This is a genomic window from Cryobacterium sp. CG_9.6 (genome assembly GCF_029893365.1).
GTDB lineage: Bacteria > Actinomycetota > Actinomycetes > Actinomycetales > Microbacteriaceae > Cryobacterium.
The window spans coordinates 3,298,376-3,318,204 of sequence record NZ_JARXUZ010000001.1; the positions used below are offsets into that span (position 1 = coordinate 3,298,376).

21 protein-coding genes are annotated in these 19,829 nt (G+C 65.8%); 14 read left to right on the plus strand and 7 right to left on the minus strand.

The features are described from left to right. Nucleotides 1-17 precede the first annotated feature (17 nt). Nucleotides 18-926, plus strand: a complete 909-nt coding sequence (locus tag H4V99_RS15305) for a ribokinase (protein ID WP_280679736.1) — start codon at nt 18-20, stop codon at nt 924-926. A gap of 27 nt (nt 927-953) precedes the next feature. On the opposite strand, the gene H4V99_RS15310 is transcribed toward H4V99_RS15305, so the two are convergent. From H4V99_RS15310 to H4V99_RS15320, 3 genes are read right to left on the minus strand one after another with little or no spacing between them, the layout of a single operon-like run. Further along, on the minus strand, nt 954-1,319 hold the full coding sequence (locus tag H4V99_RS15310; RefSeq protein WP_280679738.1) for a sterol carrier family protein: 366 nt from the start codon (nt 1,317-1,319) through the stop codon (nt 954-956). A gap of 53 nt (nt 1,320-1,372) precedes the next feature. Further along, nucleotides 1,373-2,809, minus strand: coding sequence for an NAD(P)/FAD-dependent oxidoreductase (locus H4V99_RS15315; protein ID WP_280679740.1), 1,437 nt, complete (start codon nt 2,807-2,809; stop codon nt 1,373-1,375). Beyond that, entirely contained in the window at nt 2,806-3,648 is an 843-nt protein-coding gene (locus tag H4V99_RS15320) for a UbiA family prenyltransferase (protein WP_280679742.1), read from the minus strand. Before H4V99_RS15320 ends, H4V99_RS15315 begins: the two co-directional genes overlap by 4 nt. Before the next feature lie 126 nt (nt 3,649-3,774). Here H4V99_RS15320 and H4V99_RS15325 point away from each other — a divergent pair, with 126 nt between their 5' ends. Together H4V99_RS15325 and purD are read left to right on the plus strand one after the other, a co-directional pair. Further along, nucleotides 3,775-3,966 (plus strand): hypothetical protein, encoded by a 192-nt coding sequence (locus H4V99_RS15325; protein WP_280679744.1) that lies wholly within the window; start codon nt 3,775-3,777, stop codon nt 3,964-3,966. A 61-nt stretch (nt 3,967-4,027) separates the two neighbouring features. After that, on the plus strand, nt 4,028-5,293 hold the full coding sequence (purD, locus tag H4V99_RS15330; RefSeq protein WP_280679746.1) for a phosphoribosylamine--glycine ligase: 1,266 nt from the start codon (nt 4,028-4,030) through the stop codon (nt 5,291-5,293). Between the two features lie 330 nt (nt 5,294-5,623). Here purD and H4V99_RS15335 read toward each other — a convergent pair whose 3' ends face one another. From H4V99_RS15335 to H4V99_RS15345, 3 genes are read right to left on the minus strand one after another with little or no spacing between them, the layout of a single operon-like run. Next, complete coding sequence (locus H4V99_RS15335) at nt 5,624-7,141, minus strand: carboxyl transferase domain-containing protein (RefSeq protein WP_280679748.1); 1,518 nt, start codon at nt 7,139-7,141, stop codon at nt 5,624-5,626. 1 nt (nt 7,142) lies between these two features. Next, on the minus strand, nt 7,143-8,378 hold the full coding sequence (locus H4V99_RS15340; protein WP_280679750.1) for a CoA transferase: 1,236 nt from the start codon (nt 8,376-8,378) through the stop codon (nt 7,143-7,145). 41 nt (nt 8,379-8,419) lie between these two features. Beyond that, nucleotides 8,420-9,787 (minus strand): SLC13 family permease, encoded by a 1,368-nt coding sequence (locus tag H4V99_RS15345; protein ID WP_280679753.1) that lies wholly within the window; start codon nt 9,785-9,787, stop codon nt 8,420-8,422. A 137-nt stretch (nt 9,788-9,924) separates the two neighbouring features. Here H4V99_RS15345 and H4V99_RS15350 point away from each other — a divergent pair, with 137 nt between their 5' ends. The 3 genes from H4V99_RS15350 (at nt 9,925) to H4V99_RS15360 (ending at nt 12,233) form a co-directional block, all read left to right on the plus strand. Then, complete coding sequence (locus H4V99_RS15350) at nt 9,925-10,626, plus strand: FadR/GntR family transcriptional regulator (RefSeq protein WP_280679755.1); 702 nt, start codon at nt 9,925-9,927, stop codon at nt 10,624-10,626. 56 nt (nt 10,627-10,682) lie between these two features. Next, entirely contained in the window at nt 10,683-11,585 is a 903-nt protein-coding gene (locus tag H4V99_RS15355) for a phosphoribosylaminoimidazolesuccinocarboxamide synthase (RefSeq protein ID WP_280680160.1), read from the plus strand. Nucleotides 11,586-11,855: 270 nt separating this feature from the next. Then, on the plus strand, nt 11,856-12,233 hold the full coding sequence (locus tag H4V99_RS15360) for a VOC family protein (protein ID WP_280679757.1): 378 nt from the start codon (nt 11,856-11,858) through the stop codon (nt 12,231-12,233). Between the two features lie 341 nt (nt 12,234-12,574). Here H4V99_RS15360 and H4V99_RS15365 read toward each other — a convergent pair whose 3' ends face one another. Then, nucleotides 12,575-13,279: a TetR/AcrR family transcriptional regulator gene (locus H4V99_RS15365; protein ID WP_280679759.1), complete on the minus strand. Its 705-nt coding sequence runs from the start codon at nt 13,277-13,279 to the stop codon at nt 12,575-12,577. 171 nt (nt 13,280-13,450) lie between these two features. On the opposite strand from H4V99_RS15365, the gene kynA reads away from it, so the two are divergent. The 8 genes from kynA (at nt 13,451) to H4V99_RS15405 (ending at nt 19,214) form a co-directional block, all read left to right on the plus strand. Further along, entirely contained in the window at nt 13,451-14,305 is an 855-nt protein-coding gene (kynA, locus tag H4V99_RS15370) for a tryptophan 2,3-dioxygenase (protein ID WP_280679761.1), read from the plus strand. 110 nt (nt 14,306-14,415) lie between these two features. Beyond that, entirely contained in the window at nt 14,416-15,348 is a 933-nt protein-coding gene (locus H4V99_RS15375; RefSeq protein WP_280679763.1) for a hypothetical protein, read from the plus strand. An 87-nt stretch (nt 15,349-15,435) separates the two neighbouring features. Continuing rightward, nucleotides 15,436-16,671, plus strand: coding sequence for an aminotransferase class V-fold PLP-dependent enzyme (locus H4V99_RS15380; protein WP_280680162.1), 1,236 nt, complete (start codon nt 15,436-15,438; stop codon nt 16,669-16,671). A gap of 63 nt (nt 16,672-16,734) precedes the next feature. After that, nucleotides 16,735-16,992: a phosphoribosylformylglycinamidine synthase subunit PurS gene (purS, locus tag H4V99_RS15385; RefSeq protein ID WP_280679765.1), complete on the plus strand. Its 258-nt coding sequence runs from the start codon at nt 16,735-16,737 to the stop codon at nt 16,990-16,992. Then, the gene (gene purQ / locus H4V99_RS15390; RefSeq protein ID WP_280679767.1) at nt 16,992-17,690 is read left to right on the plus strand and encodes a phosphoribosylformylglycinamidine synthase subunit PurQ; all 699 of its coding nucleotides are present in this window, start codon (nt 16,992-16,994) and stop codon (nt 17,688-17,690) included. The genes purS and purQ overlap by 1 nt, the downstream gene beginning before the upstream one ends. A gap of 134 nt (nt 17,691-17,824) precedes the next feature. Continuing rightward, nucleotides 17,825-18,247, plus strand: a complete 423-nt coding sequence (gene panD / locus H4V99_RS15395) for an aspartate 1-decarboxylase (RefSeq protein WP_280679769.1) — start codon at nt 17,825-17,827, stop codon at nt 18,245-18,247. A 97-nt stretch (nt 18,248-18,344) separates the two neighbouring features. Continuing rightward, nucleotides 18,345-18,614 (plus strand): dihydrofolate reductase family protein, encoded by a 270-nt coding sequence (locus tag H4V99_RS15400; RefSeq protein WP_280679770.1) that lies wholly within the window; start codon nt 18,345-18,347, stop codon nt 18,612-18,614. A 39-nt stretch (nt 18,615-18,653) separates the two neighbouring features. Next, a complete protein-coding gene (locus H4V99_RS15405; protein ID WP_280679771.1) occupies nt 18,654-19,214 on the plus strand; it encodes a helix-turn-helix transcriptional regulator in 561 nt (186 codons plus the stop codon). The last annotated feature ends 615 nt before the right edge of the window (nt 19,215-19,829 follow it).

Below are 19,829 nucleotides of genomic sequence, written 5' to 3' on the forward strand. Positions count from 1 at the left end.
CATGCAAGACTGAGGCAGTGAACAGAATTGCAGTACTGGGTAGTGCCAATATGGATCTGGTCGTGCGTCAGACCCGACTCCCCCAACCCGGAGAGACCATTTTTGGTACCGGTTTCCACACCGTGCCGGGCGGTAAGGGTCTCAATCAGGCGGTCGCGGCAGCCCGGTTGGACGGCGAGGTCGACTTTCTGGGGGCCGTGGGAGCGGATGCCTATGGCGCGCAACTGCGTGACGTTCTCGCTACCGAAGGCATCCGTTCTGAGGGTGTAGCGGTGTCGACCGAACCGACCGGAACCGCGCACATTTCGGTGGTGGACTCCGGGGAGAACTCGATTGTGGTGGTGTCCGGCGCGAACGCGACCGTCACCGACCTGTCGGCGGCGCAGCGGGCCACGATTGCCGGGGCCGCGTTTCTCGTGATGCAGTGCGAGCTGCCGGTGGCCGTGCTCGTGCAGGCCATTGCCGTGGCCCGGGAGGCCGGCGTCTTCACCGTGCTCACGCCGGCACCGGTTATGCCGCTGCCGGAGGGTTTTCTCGCGTCGGTTGATCTGGTGGTGCCCAACCAGATTGAGGCCGAGCAGCTCACCGGCGAATCCGATCCGGTGCGGGCGGCCGAAAGCCTGAGTGCGGGCGCAACCTGGGCGATTGTGACCCTCGGCGCGGAGGGATCGGTGATCGCCTACAACGGCGAGGTTCTCGGGCTGGCACCCGCTCGTCCGGTGCAGGCCGTGGACACGACCGCTGCCGGCGACACGTTCGTGGGCGCCCTCGTGGCGCGGCTGGCGCTCTCGACCGGCGCGGTGACCGAGGAGACCATGGTCGACGCGCTCCGCTGGGCCACGGTGGCCTCGTCAATTTCGGTCACCCGTGTGGGCGCCACCACCTCGATGCCCACACTCACCGAGGTCGCCGCAATTCTCGCCTAACAGCCGGGCGGCGCCGGCGCGTGAAGGTCAGAGTGGAAGAACCGGAACGTGGCCGGCGAGGTCGGCCCGGGCGCCCGAGGCGTGAATCAGACCGGATGCGACGCCGTCGGTCCACGTGAGGCCGCCGGTGGCGAGGGCAAGCCAGGTGGCGACATCCGTTTCAATCACATTGGGCGGAGTGCCGCGGGTATGACGGGGTCCGGCCACGCACTGCACGGCGCCAAATGGCGGCACGCGCACCTCGAGGGTGTTGCCCTCGGCCTGCTCCGCGAGCAGCTGCAGGGTGTAGCGCACCGCCTGAGCACGGATGTCCCGGCTCGCGCCGGCTCCCTCGGCCAGCGCCGCGCGCACCGCTACCCTGCCAGCGCCATCATCTATTCGTGCTCGTGCCATGTCTCTAGTCTGCGCGATCGGCGCGCTCGTGGGCGCCGCCGGGCGGCACCGGTTTAGTCGCGCAGGGTGCGCAACAGTTTGGCGCTGGATGTCATTGCGCCACCGAGCACCGCCGGGATGCCGCCGCCGGGATGCACCGAGGCGCCCACCCGCCAGAGCCAGCGGCGTCGAACATCCCGGTAGGCGGGCGTGTGAAACGGGCCGCTCTGCCAGAGCGGTTTGGTCGCGCCGTACAGCGCCCCGCCCGTTGCGCCCCAGCCGGAGAAATACTCGGGATCAAGAATCTGGTGCTCACCGAGCAGGTCGGTGAGCGGACGATCGAGTCCCATGACCGTGCTGATTCGCTCCACCTCGCGGCTTACGAAGGTGTCGTCGAGCCCATAGCGACGACCGTCGGCGGGTGCGGTCAGCAGTACCGCCACGGTGGCCTTCTCATTGGGGTAGATTTCGCCCGGACGGTAGTAATTGACGAAGGCCATCGTCTGGTCGGGCACGACCCGCGCGGCGAGGCTGCGATGAAGCGAGGCGGGGTGGTCGGGCATCACCACGGAGTGCGTGGCCGTGTTGCTGGGCAAAAGCTCGTTGAGCACACCGTAAATTGCAACGCCCGAGCAGGTCAGACCGCGGGACCGCACGGGGCCGCCGTGCAGCAGCCCGGCGAGCACGCCCGGATCGAGGGCGCTCACCACCAGGTCGGCCGGGTACTCGGCCGTGGCCGTGCGCACGCGCGAGCGCTCCACCGAGATCACGCTCTCGCCGGTGTGCACGGTCGCTCCGGCGTGGAGGGCAAGCCGATGCAGGGCGAGCGGCAGTTCATTGACCCCGCCCTCGGGCACCCAGACACCGTCCCGGGCCATCACTGCCGGCATGCTCGCATAGAGCGAGAGGCTCTTCGTGGGGGGCACCCCGGCATTCAGTGTGTGGATCGCGATCACCTCACGCAATCCCTCGGGCATCCAGGTGAGGCCATCGAGGAAGCGCTTGGTCGTGAGCCGGGTTCCATACAGGCGAGCGAGGGCACCCACCGCGGGCAGTGCCTTCGGGTCGAGCGGATCCGAGGTGAGTAGCGCGGTGATCTGCGGACCGAGGCCGCCGTGCTCACGATCGAAGCGTTCCCACGCCGCCCGCCACGGGTGTCCCTCCTCGACCGGAAGCGTGACGGTCTGCCCAGCGTAGAAGTAGCGCCCCACTTCGGGGAGACGTCGCAGCTGAAGCTGTCCAACCGAAGAGGCGCTGTCGGCAGCGCCCGCACCACCGAGGGCGTCGTAGCGGCGCATCAGCTCATCCCACACCGCCGGAAACGTCACGAGCGAGGGACCGGTATCGATTCGCTGGCCATCGATGGTGAGCCGACGGCTCTTCCCGCCCACCCACTCGTTTGCTTCCAGCACCGTGACGGTGTGCCCAGCCCGAGCGAGCAGTGCCGCAGCCGTAAGACCGCCAATCCCGGCTCCGAGCACAACAATTCGACGAGGTGATTTCGTGGTCATGACAAGACTCCCAGCATTAAGGCAGCGACGATCTGCACGCCCGCAACCGAACCGGCCACGTACGGGAATGCAATCGAATAGCGGTAGAGACGACGGGCACCGTTCGGTGTCGGATCCCGCAGGAGGCGCAGCACAAGCCAGCCGGCAATGAGTAGATTCACCGAGGCGACCGGAATACTGACAAAGGCAAAGCACACGGTTGACGCCAGCCACCACGCGGCGCTCCACAGCGCGGTGCCGCGCGGCCCCAGCCGCACCGCCGTGGTGACGATTCCCGCGGTGCGGTCCTCGTCAATGTCCTGCACGGCATCGAAGGCGTGCTTGGCCACGCTCCAGGCCATCAGCCCAATGGCTGCGCCCCAGACCGGGGATTCCCCGAAGGCAAGTGGCACGAACACCAGCGGAAACGCGTAGGCCGCATTGCTCAACGCGTCGAGAAAGGCTCTCGCCTTGAAACGCAGCGGCGGTGCCGAGTACTGCACGAAGATCACCAGATACGCCAGGATCCACACCAGTGCGCCGAGCGGCAGGACGAAGAGAAAGTACAGCACGAACGGCAGGTTGGTCAGGAGAACCGCAACAAGAATTCGGCGGAACTCGGAGGCGGCAATACGTGCACCCTCGAGTCCGCCCTTCCTCGAATTGAGGGCATCCGTCTCCTGGTCGAAGATGTCGTTGACGCCGTAAATCAGCAGGTTGAACGGAAGCGTGGCCCAGAGCAGCAGCGGGAGGGCGTCCCATCGCCACAGGTCGCCGGTGAGCCACAGGGCGATTACGGTCGTGCCGATCGTATTGACCCATAAAACGGGTCGCGAGATCTGAATCAGTCGAAGAAGCACTCTTCCACAGTAGTAGTTGTGCACGACGTACCGTCCCTCTGCTGTGGACGACGAGTTCCCTGTCAGAGATCAGCAAAAAGGCTTAGCCTCAAGATATTCACCCTGACCGATCGATGGAGATTCCGAATGTCTTTTTCCCCCGACACCAGCGACACCAGCGAGACCGACGAGAACTCGTTCGAAGGCCCGGATGTGGAGATGCCGCTTCATCCCGGTAAGCCGGGTGACCGCGGTACGGAGGAGACCATTACACACTTCCCCGGTGGAGTGGACCCGGACCACCCCGATGCGGTCTCCCCCACTGCGGCTACGGACTGACCCACCGCCCCACGCAGAATGACAGGTGGGGGTGGCCGAAGGCATCCGGTAGCCTGAAGCTGTGAAAATTCTGGTTCTCGGATCCGGTGCCCGCGAGCACGCCATCATCACCGCGCTGCTTCGGGAGGAGCCGGGTCATGTGATTGAGGCGGCCCCGGGCAATGCCGGCATCGCCGCCGATGTGCCCGTCGTCGCGCTCGACCCCAACGACCCGGTGGCCGTGGCCGACTACGCGTTGCTGCACAGCGTGGAACTCGTGGTGATCGGGCCCGAGGCACCGCTCGTGGCGGGTGTCGCCGATGCGCTGCGCACCCGCGGAATCGCCGTGTTCGGTCCCAACCGCGCCGCCGCCGCCCTTGAGGGCAGCAAGACCTTCGCCAAGCGCATCATGGACGATGCCGGCGTGCCCACCGGGCGTGCCGTGCGCGCCGGAACCCTCATCGAGGTGCAAGCCGCCCTCAGTGAGTTCGGCGCCCCGTATGTGGTGAAGGCCGATGGCCTGGCCGCCGGCAAGGGCGTGCTCGTGACCGAGGATCTCGCCGCAGCGCTCGCGCACGCCACCTTCTGGCTTGAGCACGGCAGCATCCTGGTTGAGGAGTTTCTTGACGGCCAGGAGATCTCACTGTTCCTGCTGAGTGACGGCCACAATGTGCTGCCGCTCTCCCCCGCCCAGGACTACAAGCGCCTCGGCGACAACGACGAGGGCCCGAACACCGGCGGCATGGGCGCCTACTCGCCGCTGCCGTGGCTCGATGCCGAATTCGGGAGCGAGCGCCTGTTTGTTCAGGAGATCATCGACACCGTGGCACTGCCCACCGTGCGCCAGCTCGAGCAACAGGACACCCCGTTCATCGGACTCCTCTACTGCGGACTCATTCTCACGAAGCACGGCATTCGTGTGATCGAATTCAACGCACGGTTCGGCGACCCGGAGACCCAGGTGGTGCTGCCGCGCCTGGTCACGCCGCTCTCCGAGCTGCTGTTTGCCGCGTCGACCGGCGCGCTGGATGGCCGGGACTGGCCCGAGTTCTCGACCGATGTGGCCGTGACCGTGGTGCTCGCGAGCGAGAACTACCCGGAGACCCCGCTCATTGGCCGCCCGATCACCGGGCTCGATGCCGCGCTCGTGGTGCCCGGCGTCACCGTGGCGCACGCCGCGACCGCTGCCGAGGGCGACTCACTCGTGTCCACCGGTGGTCGCGTGCTGAGTGTCGTTGCCGTGGGGGCGTCGTTCGGCGAGGCGCGCTCCCGCGCGTACGACGCGCTCGCGCAGGTGTCCCTCTCGGGCGCCCAGTTCCGCACGGACATCGCGGCTCGCGTCGCCTGACCTGCCGCCGTCGTCGCTAGTTCAGGAGATCCGCCGCGCGGCACCACACCAGCCCGCAGAAACACGCGGACGAGCCGCTGCCCGCGGCCAGATCTCCTGAACTAGCAACCACGCACGGCGGAAACCCCAGCAACAAGCCCCGCGCCGGCACCCAGCCACCGCCCGCGCGCCCCGACCGGCGGCATGCACCTACCCGGCTTCAGTGTCGCTAGTTCAGGAGATCGGGCGCGCGGCACCACACCAGCCCGCGCAAACACGCGGCCGAGCCGCTGCCCGCGGCCAGATCTCCTGAACTAGCAACCGTGCACGGGGCAGGCGGCGTGAACGAGGTCAGGTGAGGCGACCCATGGCACGGTACTTGGCCACACGCAGCGGCAACAGCTGGGCGACGGGAGTGGTCGAGAGCATGGACAGCTCGTATTCGATGGCCGATGCCATGCGCTGACAGAATGCCTTGCCCTCGAGGGTGGCATCGGGACGTTCGTCCACAATGTGATCGACAATTCCGTTGCGATACAGTGACGCCACGTTCACGCCCTGCGCCTCCGACATGGCCGGCGCAAAGTCCGTGCTGCGATGCACAATGGCACTGGCCCCCTCTGGTGGCAGCGGCGACAGCCAGGCGTGCTGCGCGGCAATCGTGCGGTCGGCTGGCAGCAGGGCCAGCGCCCCGCCGCCCGCACCCTGCCCGAGCAGCACGGACACGGTCGGCGACCGCAGCCCAACAAGTTCGAGCAGAGACCGAGCGATTTCACCGGCCATGCCCCCCTCCTCGGCCTCCTTCGACAGCGCGGCGCCGGCGGTGTCAATCACGGTCAGCAGCGGCAGGCCCAGTTCTTCGGCCAGGCGCATGCCGCGGCGGGCTTCGCGCAACGATGCGGGGCCCATCTTCGTGTCCTGCGACGGTCGCGGCCGCCGGTGCCCGAGCACAATGCACCCCTGCTCCCCAAACCGGGCGAGCGCGAGCATGAGCGCCGGGTCGTTTTCGCCCTCGCCGGTCCCGTTGAGCGGCAGCACATCATGGGCGCCCCACGCCAACAGCTGACGCAGGTCCGGTCGCCGGGGATTACGCGAAATTTGAATGGATGCCCACGCATCGCCGGCCACGGGCCGCACCTCAAGCGAGTCCGGCGCCGTCACCGGTCCGAGCGGCTTGGACTGCAGAACGGTCAGCACGCGATCGAGAATCTCCGGCAGCTGCTCGGGCGGCACCACCGCATCGATGATGCCCTTATCAAAAAGATTCTCGGAAACCTGCACGCCGGTGGGAAACGGCTTGCCGTAGAGCGCCTCATAAACCCGCGGGCCGAGAAACCCGAGCAGAGCGCCCGGTTCGGCCACGGTGATGTGGCCGAGTGAGCCCCACGAAGCCATAACCCCACCGGTGGTGGGATGGCGCAGGTACACCAGATACGGCAGCCCGGCCTGACGGTGAGCGTGCACGGCAGCAGTGATCTTCACCATGGACAGGAACGCCAGCGTTCCCTCCTGCATGCGCGTGCCGCCCGAGGCGGGCCCGGCCAAGAGCGGCAGGCCGGCCTGCGTGGCCCGCTCGATGGCATCCACGATGCGGTCTGCCGCCGAGAGCCCAATGGAACCGGCCAGGAACGAGAACTCACTGACCACCACGGCCACCCGGCGGCCGCGAATGAGACCCTCGCCGGTGAGCACAGCTTCATCGATGCCGGTCTTCTCCCGCGCCCGCTGCAGGTCGCTCGCATAGGACTCGTTCGGGTCGGGGTCAACCACGGGGTGGTCCCAGCTCGCGAAGGTGCCCTCATCGAGCACCACGCCAATGAGTTCGGTGGCGGTCAGGTGGGTCGTCTTTGCTGCGGTTGCACTGGTCATGTCAGACACCTTCCGGGGAGTTGCCGAGCCAGGCTCGAATGTGGTCGCCGTGCTGGTTAAGAACCGGCGGAGCGGTGTGCTGGGTGTTCGTTGTCTCGAACTCGTCGGCGGGTCCGAAGAATCGCAGGGGCGGGCCCGGAAGGTTGATCGGTCCAAGCACGTCGTGGTCGACCTCGATCAGCAAACCCTGCGACAACACCTGGTCCCATTTGTAGACCTCGTCGAGGGATCGCACCTTGCCGGCCGGGAGGCCCGCGGTATCCAATTTTGCGAGCAGGTCGGCGGCGTCAAAGTGAGCGAAGACATCCGTTATCTCACGCTTGAGGTCGTCCCGATTGCGCACCCGCTGGGCGTTGCTGGCATACTCCGGCCGGTCCGGGTCGAGCCCAAACTCGCGGGCAAAGGTGGCCCACAGCTTTTCGCTGCCGATGCTGATCTGCACGCTGCCCTTGCGGCACGCGAACAGTCCGTAGGGGGCAATAGACGGATGATGGTTGCCCTGTGCCTCAGGCACCTCACCCGCCACGGTTGCCCGGGTTCCCTGAAACGCGTGCACGCCCACGAGCGACGCGAGCAGTGAGGTGCGCACCACTTGCCCCACTCCCGTGCGTTCCCGCTCGAGGAGCGCCGCGAGCAGACCGAAGGCGCCGTACATGCCCGACAGGAGGTCGGCGATGGGAACCCCCACCCGCTGCGGGTCGTCGGGGGCGGAGCCGGTGAGGGACATGAGCCCGGCCTCGCCCTGCACGATCTGGTCGTACCCACTGCGGCTGGACTCGGGGCCGTCGTGGCCGAAACCGGTGATCGAGAGAATCACCAGCGAGGGATTGAGGGCGTGCATGGCTTCGGGTGAGAACCCGAGACGGTCGAGCACGCCCGGACGGAAGTTCTCCACCACCACGTCGGCCCGCAGCAGCAGCTCGGTCAGCACGCTGCGGCCGTCGTCGCTCTTGAGGTCGAGGGCGATGGATTCCTTGTTGCGGTTACACGAGAGAAAATACGTGGACTGCGGGTCGTCGGCAGGGCCCACGAAGGGCGGCCCCCAGCCACGGGTGTCATCACCCGTGCCGGGGGTCTCCACCTTGATCACGCGGGCTCCGAGGTCGGCCAGCATCATGCTGGCGTGCGGCCCAGCCAGCGCACGGCTGAGATCCACCACTACATACCCGGCGAGCGGGCCCTGTCGGGTCTCGGTGAGCGGAGCGGTGAGCGGTGCGGAGGTGGTCTGCGTGGTCATGGTCGAACCTTTCTCAAGTGGATGCGTGTGGCTGTGTTGGTCTACAGCCACCCGGGAACAACCAGCACGAGCCAGGCGATGGCCGGGCCGGCCACGACGACGATCCCGCTGTAGGCGAGGATCTGCTTGTAGAAGCGGTCCTTGTCTACGTCGTCGGGTGCGTTGGCGAGCACGAGCGCACCGTTGGTGGAGAAGGGCGACACGTCGACGATGGTCGAGGCCACCGCCAGGGCACAAATCACGCCGATCGCTCCGATTTCACCCGTGGCCAGGAATGGCACAGCGAGCGGAATCAGGGCGGCGAGGATAGCGGTGGAGGAGGCGAAGGCAGAAACAACCGCGCCGATGTAGCAGATCAGAAGCGCGGCCAGCAGCGGCATTCCGAGGGCGGCAACGCCGTTCGACACGAACTCGATGGTTCCGGCCTCTTCGAGCACGCCCACAAAGGTAAGCATTCCGCAGATGAGCAGAACGGTGGACCAGCTGATCTTGTTGACCGCACCCTTCTGCGCGGAGGGCGAGACGAGAGCCAAAATGACGGCGATCGTGATGGCGACAAAGCCCACATCCACTTTGAATCCGAGTGCGATCACGGCGAGCGCAATGAGGCCGGCAAGCGTGACGAGCTGAGGAACGCGCGGGGACGCGGTCTCCGTGGCGTCAACGCCGTCGCCGGCTGGGTCGCGGGGGCCGTAGATGCCCGAGCCGAAGCCCTTGTAGTTCACATCTCCGCCGGCACGAGCGGCAACGCTCACGCTCATGCGGGCCTCAGCGGCCTGCTCCACGAAGTGTCCGACGCGAGACGACATCAGCTTGCGACCGCCGAGCACCGCGAACAGCACCACGGCGATGAGGAAGTTGAAGATCAGGCTCGACAGGAAGACCGCGGTGGGGCTGGCCTCGAGGCCGGTGGTGGCGATGAGGCTGTTCACGATGACGCCGTAGACGGCGATTGGCGAGAAGCCACCGCCCTGGGCCCCGTGAATGACCATCATGCCCATGAGAAGCGGGCTGATCTTGTATTTGCGAGCGAATCCGAGGGCGATCGGGGCCACGATGGCCACGGCCGCCGGGGAGAGAGCGCCCACGGCTGTGATGAGGGCGGTGATGACGAACATCACCCAGGGGATGAGGGCCACCCGGCCGCCGACGAGCCGCACGGCACCGCGCACGAGCAGGTCAATGGTGCCGTTACCCTGCGCAATGGCGAAGAGATAGGTGACGCCCACGAGGGTGAGGAACAGGCCGCCGGGGAAGTTGGCGAGAATATCTTTGGTTTCCATCCCCAGGAAGACGGCGCCGAGCAGGAACGCCCCGACGAAGGCCAGCGCCCCCATGTTGACGGGGAGCAGGGTGGCGATCAAGAACATCACCGCGAGAATGATTATCGATATAACGGGAGCGGACATCTTTGTTCCTCCATTGGCACTACGAAAAGTGGCTCAATTAGCTTCGTGAGCAAATGGCTCACTGGCCTAGCCTCCTAGACAGTAGGTGAGTTGTCAAGCGTGTATTCTGAGTGCCAACAAGATTGCGGGAGGCAGACGTGCATCGGGATCCACTACCCCAGCCCTTCACACGCGTGTCCAAACCCCGCCTCTATGAGCAGCTGGTGACGCAGATTCTCGGGTATATCGAGTCCGCCCACCTCGGCCCTGGCGACCTGCTCCCCGCCGAACGGGAACTTGCCGAACGACTCGGAGTGTCCCGAGCCACCCTCGCTCAGGCCCTCGTTGCGCTCGAAGTTTTGGGAGTCATCGACGTGCAGCACGGCACCGGCGCGGTTCTCGTGCACCGGCCGAGCGTGGCATCCGTTATAAAAGGTCTGAGCGAACACCGCAATCGACTACCCGACATCGTCGAAGCCCGCAGCACGCTCGAGGTGAAGCTCGCCGAGCTGGCCGCGGAACGTCGAACGGATGCCGAACTCGCGGCCATCGAGAACGCCCTCGATGTCATGAAGGCCGAGATCGACTCCGGCGGCAAGGGTGCCCGCGGCGATGAGCTGTTTCATCAGGCCGTCACGGCGGCCGCGCACTCCACCGTGCTCGCCCAACTGATGACCTTCATCGCCGAGATGATTCTCGAGACGCGGCTGGAATCCCTCGGCCAGCCCGGACGCCCCGCGCAGTCCCTGGCCTCCCATCGGGTGATCACAGCGGCGATTCGCGCGCAGGATCCCGAGGCGGCGAAGGCGGCCATGCTCGCGCACATCGTGCTCGTTTCGGACGTGGCTTTGCTCAAGTAGGGGAGAATACTGGAGTGATCGAATCCGAGCAGCCCACAGCATCCGTCGCCCTCACCATGCCGGGCTGGCACCATGCCTACTCGGGCAAGGTGCGCGACCTCTATATTGCGACAACGCCGACAGCGGATACCGACCTCACGACCGCCGCCCGCGTGCTCGTGGTAGCGAGCGATCGGGTGAGCGCGTTCGACCACGTGCTGGAGCCGGGGATTCCCGGAAAGGGTGAGCTGCTCACCACGTTGAGCCTCTGGTGGTTCGACCGGCTGACCCTGGTACCCAATCACCTGGTGGCCGACCACGAACTTGCCGGCGACACGGTGCGCGAGCTCATTCCGGCTGCCGTTGCCGGGCGCGCGATGCTCTGCCGCACTCTCGACATGTTTCCGGTGGAGTGCGTGGTGCGTGGCTACCTCACCGGCTCGGGCTGGAAGGAATACCAGGAGAGCCAGTCGGTGTGCGGCATTGCTCTGCCGGCCGGACTCACGAACGGCGACCGGCTGCCGGAACCGATTTACACACCGGCCTGGAAGGCGCCGATGGGTGAGCACGACGAGAACATCTCGTTTGAGCGCACCGTGGAGCTCGTGGGCGAGACCGTAGCGGCTGAGCTGCGCGACCTGTCGCTCGCGCTGTTCGCCACGGCATCCACCATTGCCGAGAACGCCGGCGTTATTCTCGCCGACACCAAGTTTGAGTTCGGCGCGAACCGGGAGACGGGCGTCACAACGCTGGCCGACGAGGTACTCACGAGCGATTCCAGCCGCTACTGGGACGCCGAAGCGTGGCGCACCGGCACGACCCCGGAGTCGCGCATGGCCAGCTTCGACAAGCAGATCGTGCGCGACTGGCTCGCCGCGCACTGGGACGGCACGGGGACCCCGCCGCTGCTGCCCGCCGAGATCGTGGAGCAGACCGCCGCACGCTACCGCGAACTGCTCGAGCGCCTCACCCGCGCCTGACCTGTGTCTGGCCCGTTGCCGGCCTGAGCCGCGCCCGTGTCCTGGCCCGTGCCCGCGCCCGCGCCCGGGCCCGGACGGTCGGAAATCGCCATCGCGCCTAAAATCGGGGGCCGCTACGCCGGTTACGGTAGCGCCCCTCGATTTCGGCAGCGACCTCAGCCTGTCTCCGTAGCGGCCACCACTTCCCGTAGCGGCGGCGACTCTGCTGCTCCCGATGACGTTTGGCGCAACGGAAACCACGGCGAAACACGGCTTCGATAGTCTTCTTCCATGAGAATCAAAATGTGTAGCGTGCACGTCAAGGATCCTGCCGACGCGTTCGATTTCTACACCAAGATCCTTGGCTTCGATGAGCTTATGAAGGCACCCGAGGCAGAGCTCTACATCGTTCGCTCGCCCGAAGATCCCCACGGCGTCGGTCTGCTCCTGGAACCCACCGATACCAAGGTGGCCAAGACTTATCAGGAGGGCATTGCGCGCCTCGGGCTCCCCGCAATCGTCTTCGGCAGCGCCGATGTGGCGGCAGAGCACAAGCGTTTGGTGGCGCTCGGAGTGCGCTTCATCGCGGCCCCCACAACCGATGTCTACGGAACCACCGCCGACTTCGACGACACCTGCGGCAACATCATCCGCCTGCACCAGGACTAGGTACGGTTCCCGCTCCCCCGCCAGACGCCTCACCCGGCACACCCCGTCGCTAGTTCAGGAGATCCACCCGCGCACGCACGCAACCACCGCGCCAAACCGCCACCCAGCGGATGCACGCAGCCACATCTCCTGAACTAGCAACCGACCCCGCACCCCACCAGAACGCAGGCGAGTCGCGCCAATGACACCCTCGCGGGCACCCGGAAGGCGCGAACGCCGCCAGTCACGCCGGCGACCCCACCAGAACGCAGGCGAGTCGCGCCAATGACACCCTCGCGGGCACCCGGAAGGTGCAAACGTCGCCAGCGGATGCCCGCACGCGGGACAGTCGCGGCGGGAACCTACGCGACGGGGCCGTGACCGGAACGGCCGGCGCGCTTGGCTCGTCGGGTGAGGCCGTGCAGGGTGGCCCGGAATTCCTTGGCGTTGAGCGGACGACCGGCGAGCTTCGGCCGCGCATACCCGGCCGGCCGCAGGCCGTCGAGCACGATCGACAACTGCCGCCGCCACTGGCCGGCGTACCCGTCACCCAGGCTGCCCAGTGACCCCACCATGGTCACGAGCACGGCGATATCGACGGCATCCACGTCGGGGCGCAGGTCACCGTCTTTTTTAGCCTGGGTCACCAGTGCGGCAATGAAGCCGTCAAACTGAGCGGCTGGCTGATTCGCGGGGTCGAGGAGGGCCATCCGCTTCAAAATGGGCGGCAGGGCTGGGTCGGCCACGAGCCACTCGGCCACACGTTCGGTGTACACCACCACGCCGTCCCAGGCCGTAGGGGCCGCCTCGATCTCGCCGCGCACGGAGGTGAGCTCGGCGAGCGCCAACTCGTACAGGGCGCGAATAAGGTCGTCGCGAGTAGGAAAGTTTCGGTAGAGAGTGGCCACGCCCACATCAGCGCGGCGCGCAATTTCTTCGAGGGACGCATCGACACCAGCGGTCGCAAACAGCGCACGCGCCTCGGTTACCAGGCGCTCCCGGTTCTGCCGGGCGTCACGGCGCCGCGGTTGCGAACCTTCCTGGGAAGCACGAGTCGACGAAGTCATGGGTCGATTCTAGGTCCCCCACCTCCACAATGGCGGAGGGAATCCTCCGTGCGGCCTGTACACCGGCCCGCGAACCGGCCCCAGTCTTGCATCCGAGCCGCGCACACCGCAGAATTCAGGGAACGCAACTCGGTATCGCGAACCCTCACCGAGTTCGGAAATGGACCACGCATGCCTGTCGAGCACAACACCCGCGACTTTGACCCGGAGATCGTCACCGACTTTCGTGAGCGCATGAGCTACGGGGCCTACCTGGACTTGCCCACCCTGCTCATGGCGCAGAAGCCCGTGAGCGTTCCGGAGCACCATGACGAGCTGCTCTTCATCATTCAGCACCAAACCACCGAACTCTGGCTCAAACTCATGCTGCACGAGCTCCGGGCGGCCACCGAGTCGCTGCGTGTCGATCACCTCGCCCCGGCGCTCAAGCGCATTGCCCGCGTCAAGCACATTCAGCGCACACTTACCGAGCAGTGGTCGGTGCTGGCGACCCTCACCCCCACCGAATACGCCGAATTCCGCGGATTTCTCGGCAATTCCTCGGGCTTTCAGTCCTACCAATATCGAGCGGTCGAGTTCGCGTTAGGCAATAAGAATAAGCGGATGCTCGACGTGTTTGCGAGCGACCCCGCCGCTCTCGCACTCCTCACCGCCGTCTTCGAGGCACCGAGCATCTACGACGAGTTTCTGCGGTATCTGGCTCGGAACGGCTACGACGTCTCGGCCGAGATTCTGAACCGCGACGTTACCGAGGCGTGGGTGTATCACCCCGACCTCGTCGCCACCTTCCGCGGCATCTATGAGAATGCGAGCGAGCATTGGAGTGCGTACGAGGCGTGTGAAGAGCTCGTGGACCTCGAAGACAACTTTCAGCTGTGGCGCTTTCGACACCTCAAAACCGTTCAGCGCATCATTGGCATGAAGCCGGGCACCGGTGGGTCGAGCGGCGCGGCCTTCTTGCAGAAGGCACTGGAACTCACCTTCTTCCCCGAGCTGTTCGCGGTGCGCACCGAGATCGGTCGCTAGGGCATGCCGGCTCATCTTCGCGCACCCCGGCACCGTGCGGCATCGCCAGCGATCGCGAGACTCCGCGCATCCGCTCACAACCTCGATCAGCAGCGCGCACCGGTGCTCGCATGAGCGTGCTCCCGCCGTTCCTCGACGCCCACGTGCACCTGGCGCTGATTGATCCCGCGCCGCTTCTGGCCAACGGAATCTCCCGAGTGCTGGACCTGGGCGGACACTGGGGCCCACCCGGGCTGCCCCGCCGGAAGAAAACCGGCCAGCACGCCCCGGCCAGCACCAGCGCCCCGAGCCTCCCCACCACCGTGTTCGCCGGCCAGTTCCTCGCCGCACCCGGCGGATACCCCGCGCAGACGGTGTGGGTTCCGACGGGGAGTGTGCGCGAGGTCGCCACGCGCGGCGACGCTCAGGCCGCCGTTGACGAGCAGGTGGCGGGCGGCGCATCCGTTGTGAAGGTCACGCTGAATTCGGTGGCCGGCCCCGTGCTCGCCAGTGATGTTCTCAACGCGATCGTGGCCCGGGCACGCGCACTCGGGGTGCCCGTTGTGGCGCACGCCGAGGGGGCGGGGCAGGCCGAACGCGCATTCGAGGTCGGTGTGGACATGCTCGCGCACACGCCGTTCACCGAACGCCTCGACGACGCGGTCATTGCAGCCATGGCGGGGCGCCTGACCTGGATCAGCACGCTCGATATTCACGGACACGGTGATCACACCCCGAGTTTCGAGCTGGCGAGTGACAATCTCGCCCGCTTCCACCGGGCCGGCGGACAGGTGCTCTATGGCACCGACCTCGGCAACGGAGCGCTGCCCGTGGGACTGAACCGACGGGAGATCGATGCGCTCCTGAACGCCGGTCTCTCACCGGACGCCGTGCTCGCGGCCCTCACAAGCGAGGCGGGACTCGACTGGAGCCACGCCGACCCCGATCGGGTTACCGTTATAGAGGGCGAGCGCCCAAGTAACCCAGCAGACTTCGCCGCCTGGCTGTGCACGGCCCGCGCGGCAATCACTCCCCAGCACACCTCACTCCGTGCCAACCGATGAAGGACTCTCATGACCTCGCAGACTGATTCGAGCCACGTCCCCGCAGCCACGGTGGGCACCGATGCGCACCTCACGTTCGCCCGGCGCATGGACCGCATCGACGGGCTCGCCCACTATCGCAAGCGCTTCATTGGAACGGATGCCCCCTCCGAGCAGGCGAATCCCCTCGCCTACCTCGACGGCAACTCCCTGGGCCGGCCCACGAAAGACAGCGCCGAACGCATTGCCGAGTTCATCACCCACGCGTGGGGCGAGCGCCTCATTCGAGGGTGGGACGAATCGTGGATGGAACTGCCGCTGAAAATCGGCGACGACATCGGCCGGGTGGCCCTCGGCGCCGCGCCAGGGCAGACCTTCGTGGGCGACTCGACCACGGTGCTGCTATACAAACTCGCCCGTGCCGCGGTCGATTCGCGCCCCACACGCACCGAAATCGTGCTCGACACCGACAACTTTCCCACCGACCGCTACGTGCTCGAGGGCATCGCGGCCGAGCGCGGGCTCACGCTGCGCTGGATTCGGTCATCAACCGAGGGCGGCGTGACGCCGGAGCAAGTGCGTGAGGTTGTGGGCGAGCAGACCGCGCTCGTAGTGCTCAGTCATGTGGCCTACCGCTCCAGCTACATTGCGGACATGCGCGGAATCAGCCGCATCGCTCACGAACACGGCGCGCTCATCATGTGGGACCTCTCCCATTCCACCGGGTCTGTCCCCGTGGAACTGGACCTGTGTGAGGCCGACCTCGCTGTGGGGTGCTCCTACAAGTACCTCAACGGCGGCCCCGGGTCCCCCGCGTTCGGCTACGTGCGCACCGACCTGCAGGACGTACTCGCCCAGCCCATTCAAGGCTGGATGGGAACGCGGGACGTGTTTGCGATGGGGCCGGAGTATGTGCCGGCCGAGGGCATCCGCCGTTTCATGAGCGGCACGCCTGCCGTGGTGGCCATGCTGGCCATGCAGGACACGATCGGCATGATCGAGGAGGCGAGCATCGCCGAGGTGCGCGCCAAATCGGTGGCGTTGACCGAGTTCGCGATTACCCTGACCGACGACTGGCTGGCACCGATGGGCGTCACTGTGGCCTCACCGCGCGAGAGTTCGCATCGCGGTGGGCACCTCACCATCAACCACCCGGCCATGCGCCAGGTGACCACAACGCTGTGGGAGCACGACGTCATCCCCGATTTCCGCAGCCCCGAGGGCCTGCGCATCGGGTTGTCGCCGCTGAGCACGAGCTTCGTCGAGACCTATGACGGTCTCGCGGCCATTCGCGACGTGCTGCGCGGCGTGTTGATCGGCCAGAGCGGGCTGAACGCTGGCTGATCGGCCACACCGACCAACCTGTAGAATCGTCCCATCCACCCTCGAATCCAAGCGGAGTGCGCTGTGCCCACAATTGTTGTAGAAGTTATGCCCAAGGCCGAGCTGCTTGACCCTCAGGGCAAGGCCGTCGCCGGCGCCCTCGGTCGCCTCGGTCAGACCCAGTTTTCCGCCGTGCGCGTCGGCAAGCGTTTCGAGATCACCATCGATGGCCCAGCGGATGCCGCGGCCCTCGCCGCCGTCGCCGAGCTCGCCGACACCGTGCTTTCGAACTCCGTGATCGAGGATGTCGTCGGCATCCACGTCGTCGAGCCGGCCAACTAGTGCGCATCGGCGTCGTCACCTTCCCCGGTTCGCTCGACGATCGTGACGCCCAGCGCGCGATTCGCCTGGCCGGCGCGGAACCTGTTGCCCTGTGGCACGGCGACCACGACCTGCACGGCGTCGACGCGCTCGTTCTTCCCGGCGGTTTCAGCTACGGCGATTACTTGCGCTGCGGCGCGATCGCAAGCCTGTCGCCGATCATGACCGAGGTCATCGACGCGGCGGGCAAGGGGATGCCGGTGCTCGGCATCTGCAACGGCTTTCAGATGCTCGCCGAGGCACATCTGCTCGAGGGCGGTCTCATTCGCAACGAGGGCGGTCGCTTCATCTGCCGCGACCAGCTGCTTCGCGTGGAAAACACCGCGACCGACTGGACCGGCGGCTTCACGGCCGGCCAGGAGATCACCATTCCGCTGAAGAACGGTGAGGGCGCCTTCATCGCCTCCGCCGAGACGCTGAACCGCCTCGAGGGCGAAGGCCAGGTGGCGTTCCGCTATCTCGGCGTCAACCCGAACGGCTCGCTCAATGACATCGCGGGCGTCACGAACGCGCGCGGCAACGTCGTGGGTCTCATGCCGCACCCCGAGCACGCGGTTGAAGCTGGTTTCGGCCCCGACACTGCCGACGCCATGCGAAGCGGCGTCGACGGCCTCACCTTCTTCACCTCCGTCATCACGCGCGCGCTCGTCAACGCCTAGCCCGCCACTGCGTCGACAGGCCGTTTCGGTTCGCCGGTTCTGGCCTGTGACCGCGGTGCGCTCCACCTGGCCCCGCGCGGTGTCACCGCCCGGACCCTTCTCGCCGCTCGAGGCGACAGATTGGCTGCACTCCCGTGCTCAGAACAATGTTCACCGCCAAGATTCACCGCGCCACCGTGACGCAGGCCGATGTCAACTACGTGGGCTCGGTCACCATCGACAGTGATTTGCTCACCGCCGCCGACATTCTTCCGGGAGAAAAGGTGGCCATCGTTGATGTCACCAATGGGGCCCGGCTCGAAACCTACGTGATCGAAGGCGAGCCCGGAAGCGGGGTGCTCGGCATCAACGGCGCGGCGGCGCACCTCATCGTTCCCGGCGACCTCGTGATCGTCATTGCGTACGCACTCATGACGGATGCCGAGGCGCACGCCCACAGACCACGTATCGTGCACGTCGACGCCGACAACCGCATCGTGGCTGTGGGCACTCGCCCCGCCGAAGCGGTCACGGACGGGCTCACCACCCCGCCCTTCGCCCGCGTCTCGTCCGAGTAGCCGGCTCCGGCTCGCCGCCCTAATCTCTCCATGAATGCTCGTGCCGGGGCCACACGGACGCGGTAGAACGGAGTCATCCGTTCGACCGGAGGCACTCATGGGCAAGCTGATCTACGCGGCCAACATTTCTCTCGACGGCTACCTCGAAGACGAGAACGGTTCCTTCGACTGGTCCGTGCCCAATGAGGAAGTGCACGCGTTCTGGAACGAGCACGAGCGACACATCGGCACGTCGCTCTATGGCCGTCGCCTGTACGAGACGATGCGCGTCTGGGGGGATGACCAGTGCTTGACGAACGAGCCCGCGGTCGTTCGAGAGTATGCCGAGGTGTGGCGGGAACGTGGCGGCGCACTGGCGGCCACGTGACGTTGTGCGGGCAGAGCCTGGCATGCCACCATTCAACCCATGAATACAACGAAGATCGTGCAACTTCGGCTGGATCATGGTTGGACGCAGGACCGCCTCGCGACGACAGCCGGTGTTGGACTACGAACCATTCAACGGCTGGAAGCAGGGCATGAAGCGAGCCTCGAGACATTGTCTTTGGTCGCGTTTGCCCTTCGGGTATCGGTGCGCGATCTTTATTCCGAGATCGATGACGCGGTGCTTCGTGACCGGGTCGAATTCTTCGATGCTCGTGTCGCGGAGGAGCAGTCAGCTCGTGAACGGATCGAAAAGGGGTGGCGTTGGTTATACGTCGGGATCGGTGTCGTCATCACCGTCGTTAGCATTAATTTTCCTCTGTACGCTGCCACGGTGTTCTTCTCGTACTGGATCGGCGGGTACATGATTCTGGTGTCCGTCCGCAGGATCTACCTCGAACCGAGGCTCCAGAAGGACTATCCGCGCTCCATGAGCAAGCAGCAGATCCGAGCACGGCGAGATTCAGCGAAAGGCTCCTGGCGAGTCAGGGAAGAGAACGCGACTGAGCAAGAGGGAGCGGATTCAAGACCGCCGATGTCCTAGTGTGCAAAAGCCGGTCGCGTCGCTCATAGCGTGCTTACTCATCACGAGTCCAGTGTCAGGACCGACGATGATCTGCCGCTTGCAGCAACTTATTTCGACCAATCACCACGCCTGTCACGCCCCAAAAAGCGCCCGACTTTTGAGAGTCTGTGAATCGAGGGGGTCAAACAGACGTCTCAGGGACGACGGAACTGAGGCATCTTGGTTGCGGGAGGTCCGCCCTCCGGCCGACACCCTGCAGTCACATCACGTCAAGACCGTAGACGATTCAGCGTTTCATCAGAATTCATCGTTTAAGGCGGCAGCGGCAGACCATTGGTCGTTCCCGCGGGTTTGGGACTTCTGGCGGTTGTTTGCGCGACACAGTCGAGTGACTGGTGGTCCCGTCCATGTTCGGTAGGCGAACCTTGAACGGCATGCCAGAAGTTGCCGGCCGTCAGGAGGCAATCGCAGTAAGCAGGGATGGCGGGTTGATGCTTCGGCACCCCCAGAACACATCGCTGCAGGGCCTTCCCCTAACGAGCTAGTGTGTCTGTAAGACTGTTTACTTTCATAGTCGAAAAAAATGATTGTCAGAATAGACCTTTAGTTGACCGACACGGCTCGCCTTTCTGT

Bases quoted from the DNA above. Each gene is read 5' to 3' on its own strand.
- H4V99_RS15310 (WP_280679738.1), bottom strand. From the start codon at position 1,319: ATGGCACGAGCACGAATAGATGATGGCGCTGGCAGGGTAGCGGTGCGC.
- H4V99_RS15315 (WP_280679740.1), bottom strand. From the start codon at position 2,809: ATGACCACGAAATCACCTCGTCGAATTGTTGTGCTCGGAGCCGGGATT.
- H4V99_RS15325 (WP_280679744.1), top strand. From the start codon at position 3,775: ATGTCTTTTTCCCCCGACACCAGCGACACCAGCGAGACCGACGAGAAC.
- H4V99_RS15335 (WP_280679748.1), bottom strand. From the start codon at position 7,141: ATGACCAGTGCAACCGCAGCAAAGACGACCCACCTGACCGCCACCGAA.
- H4V99_RS15340 (WP_280679750.1), bottom strand. From the start codon at position 8,378: ATGACCACGCAGACCACCTCCGCACCGCTCACCGCTCCGCTCACCGAG.
- H4V99_RS15345 (WP_280679753.1), bottom strand. From the start codon at position 9,787: ATGTCCGCTCCCGTTATATCGATAATCATTCTCGCGGTGATGTTCTTG.
- H4V99_RS15355 (WP_280680160.1), top strand. From the start codon at position 10,683: ATGCCGGGCTGGCACCATGCCTACTCGGGCAAGGTGCGCGACCTCTAT.
- H4V99_RS15360 (WP_280679757.1), top strand. From the start codon at position 11,856: ATGAGAATCAAAATGTGTAGCGTGCACGTCAAGGATCCTGCCGACGCG.
- H4V99_RS15365 (WP_280679759.1), bottom strand. From the start codon at position 13,279: ATGACTTCGTCGACTCGTGCTTCCCAGGAAGGTTCGCAACCGCGGCGC.
- kynA (WP_280679761.1), top strand. From the start codon at position 13,451: ATGCCTGTCGAGCACAACACCCGCGACTTTGACCCGGAGATCGTCACC.
- H4V99_RS15375 (WP_280679763.1), top strand. From the start codon at position 14,416: ATGAGCGTGCTCCCGCCGTTCCTCGACGCCCACGTGCACCTGGCGCTG.
- H4V99_RS15380 (WP_280680162.1), top strand. From the start codon at position 15,436: ATGGACCGCATCGACGGGCTCGCCCACTATCGCAAGCGCTTCATTGGA.
- H4V99_RS15400 (WP_280679770.1), top strand. From the start codon at position 18,345: ATGGGCAAGCTGATCTACGCGGCCAACATTTCTCTCGACGGCTACCTC.
- H4V99_RS15405 (WP_280679771.1), top strand. From the start codon at position 18,654: ATGAATACAACGAAGATCGTGCAACTTCGGCTGGATCATGGTTGGACG.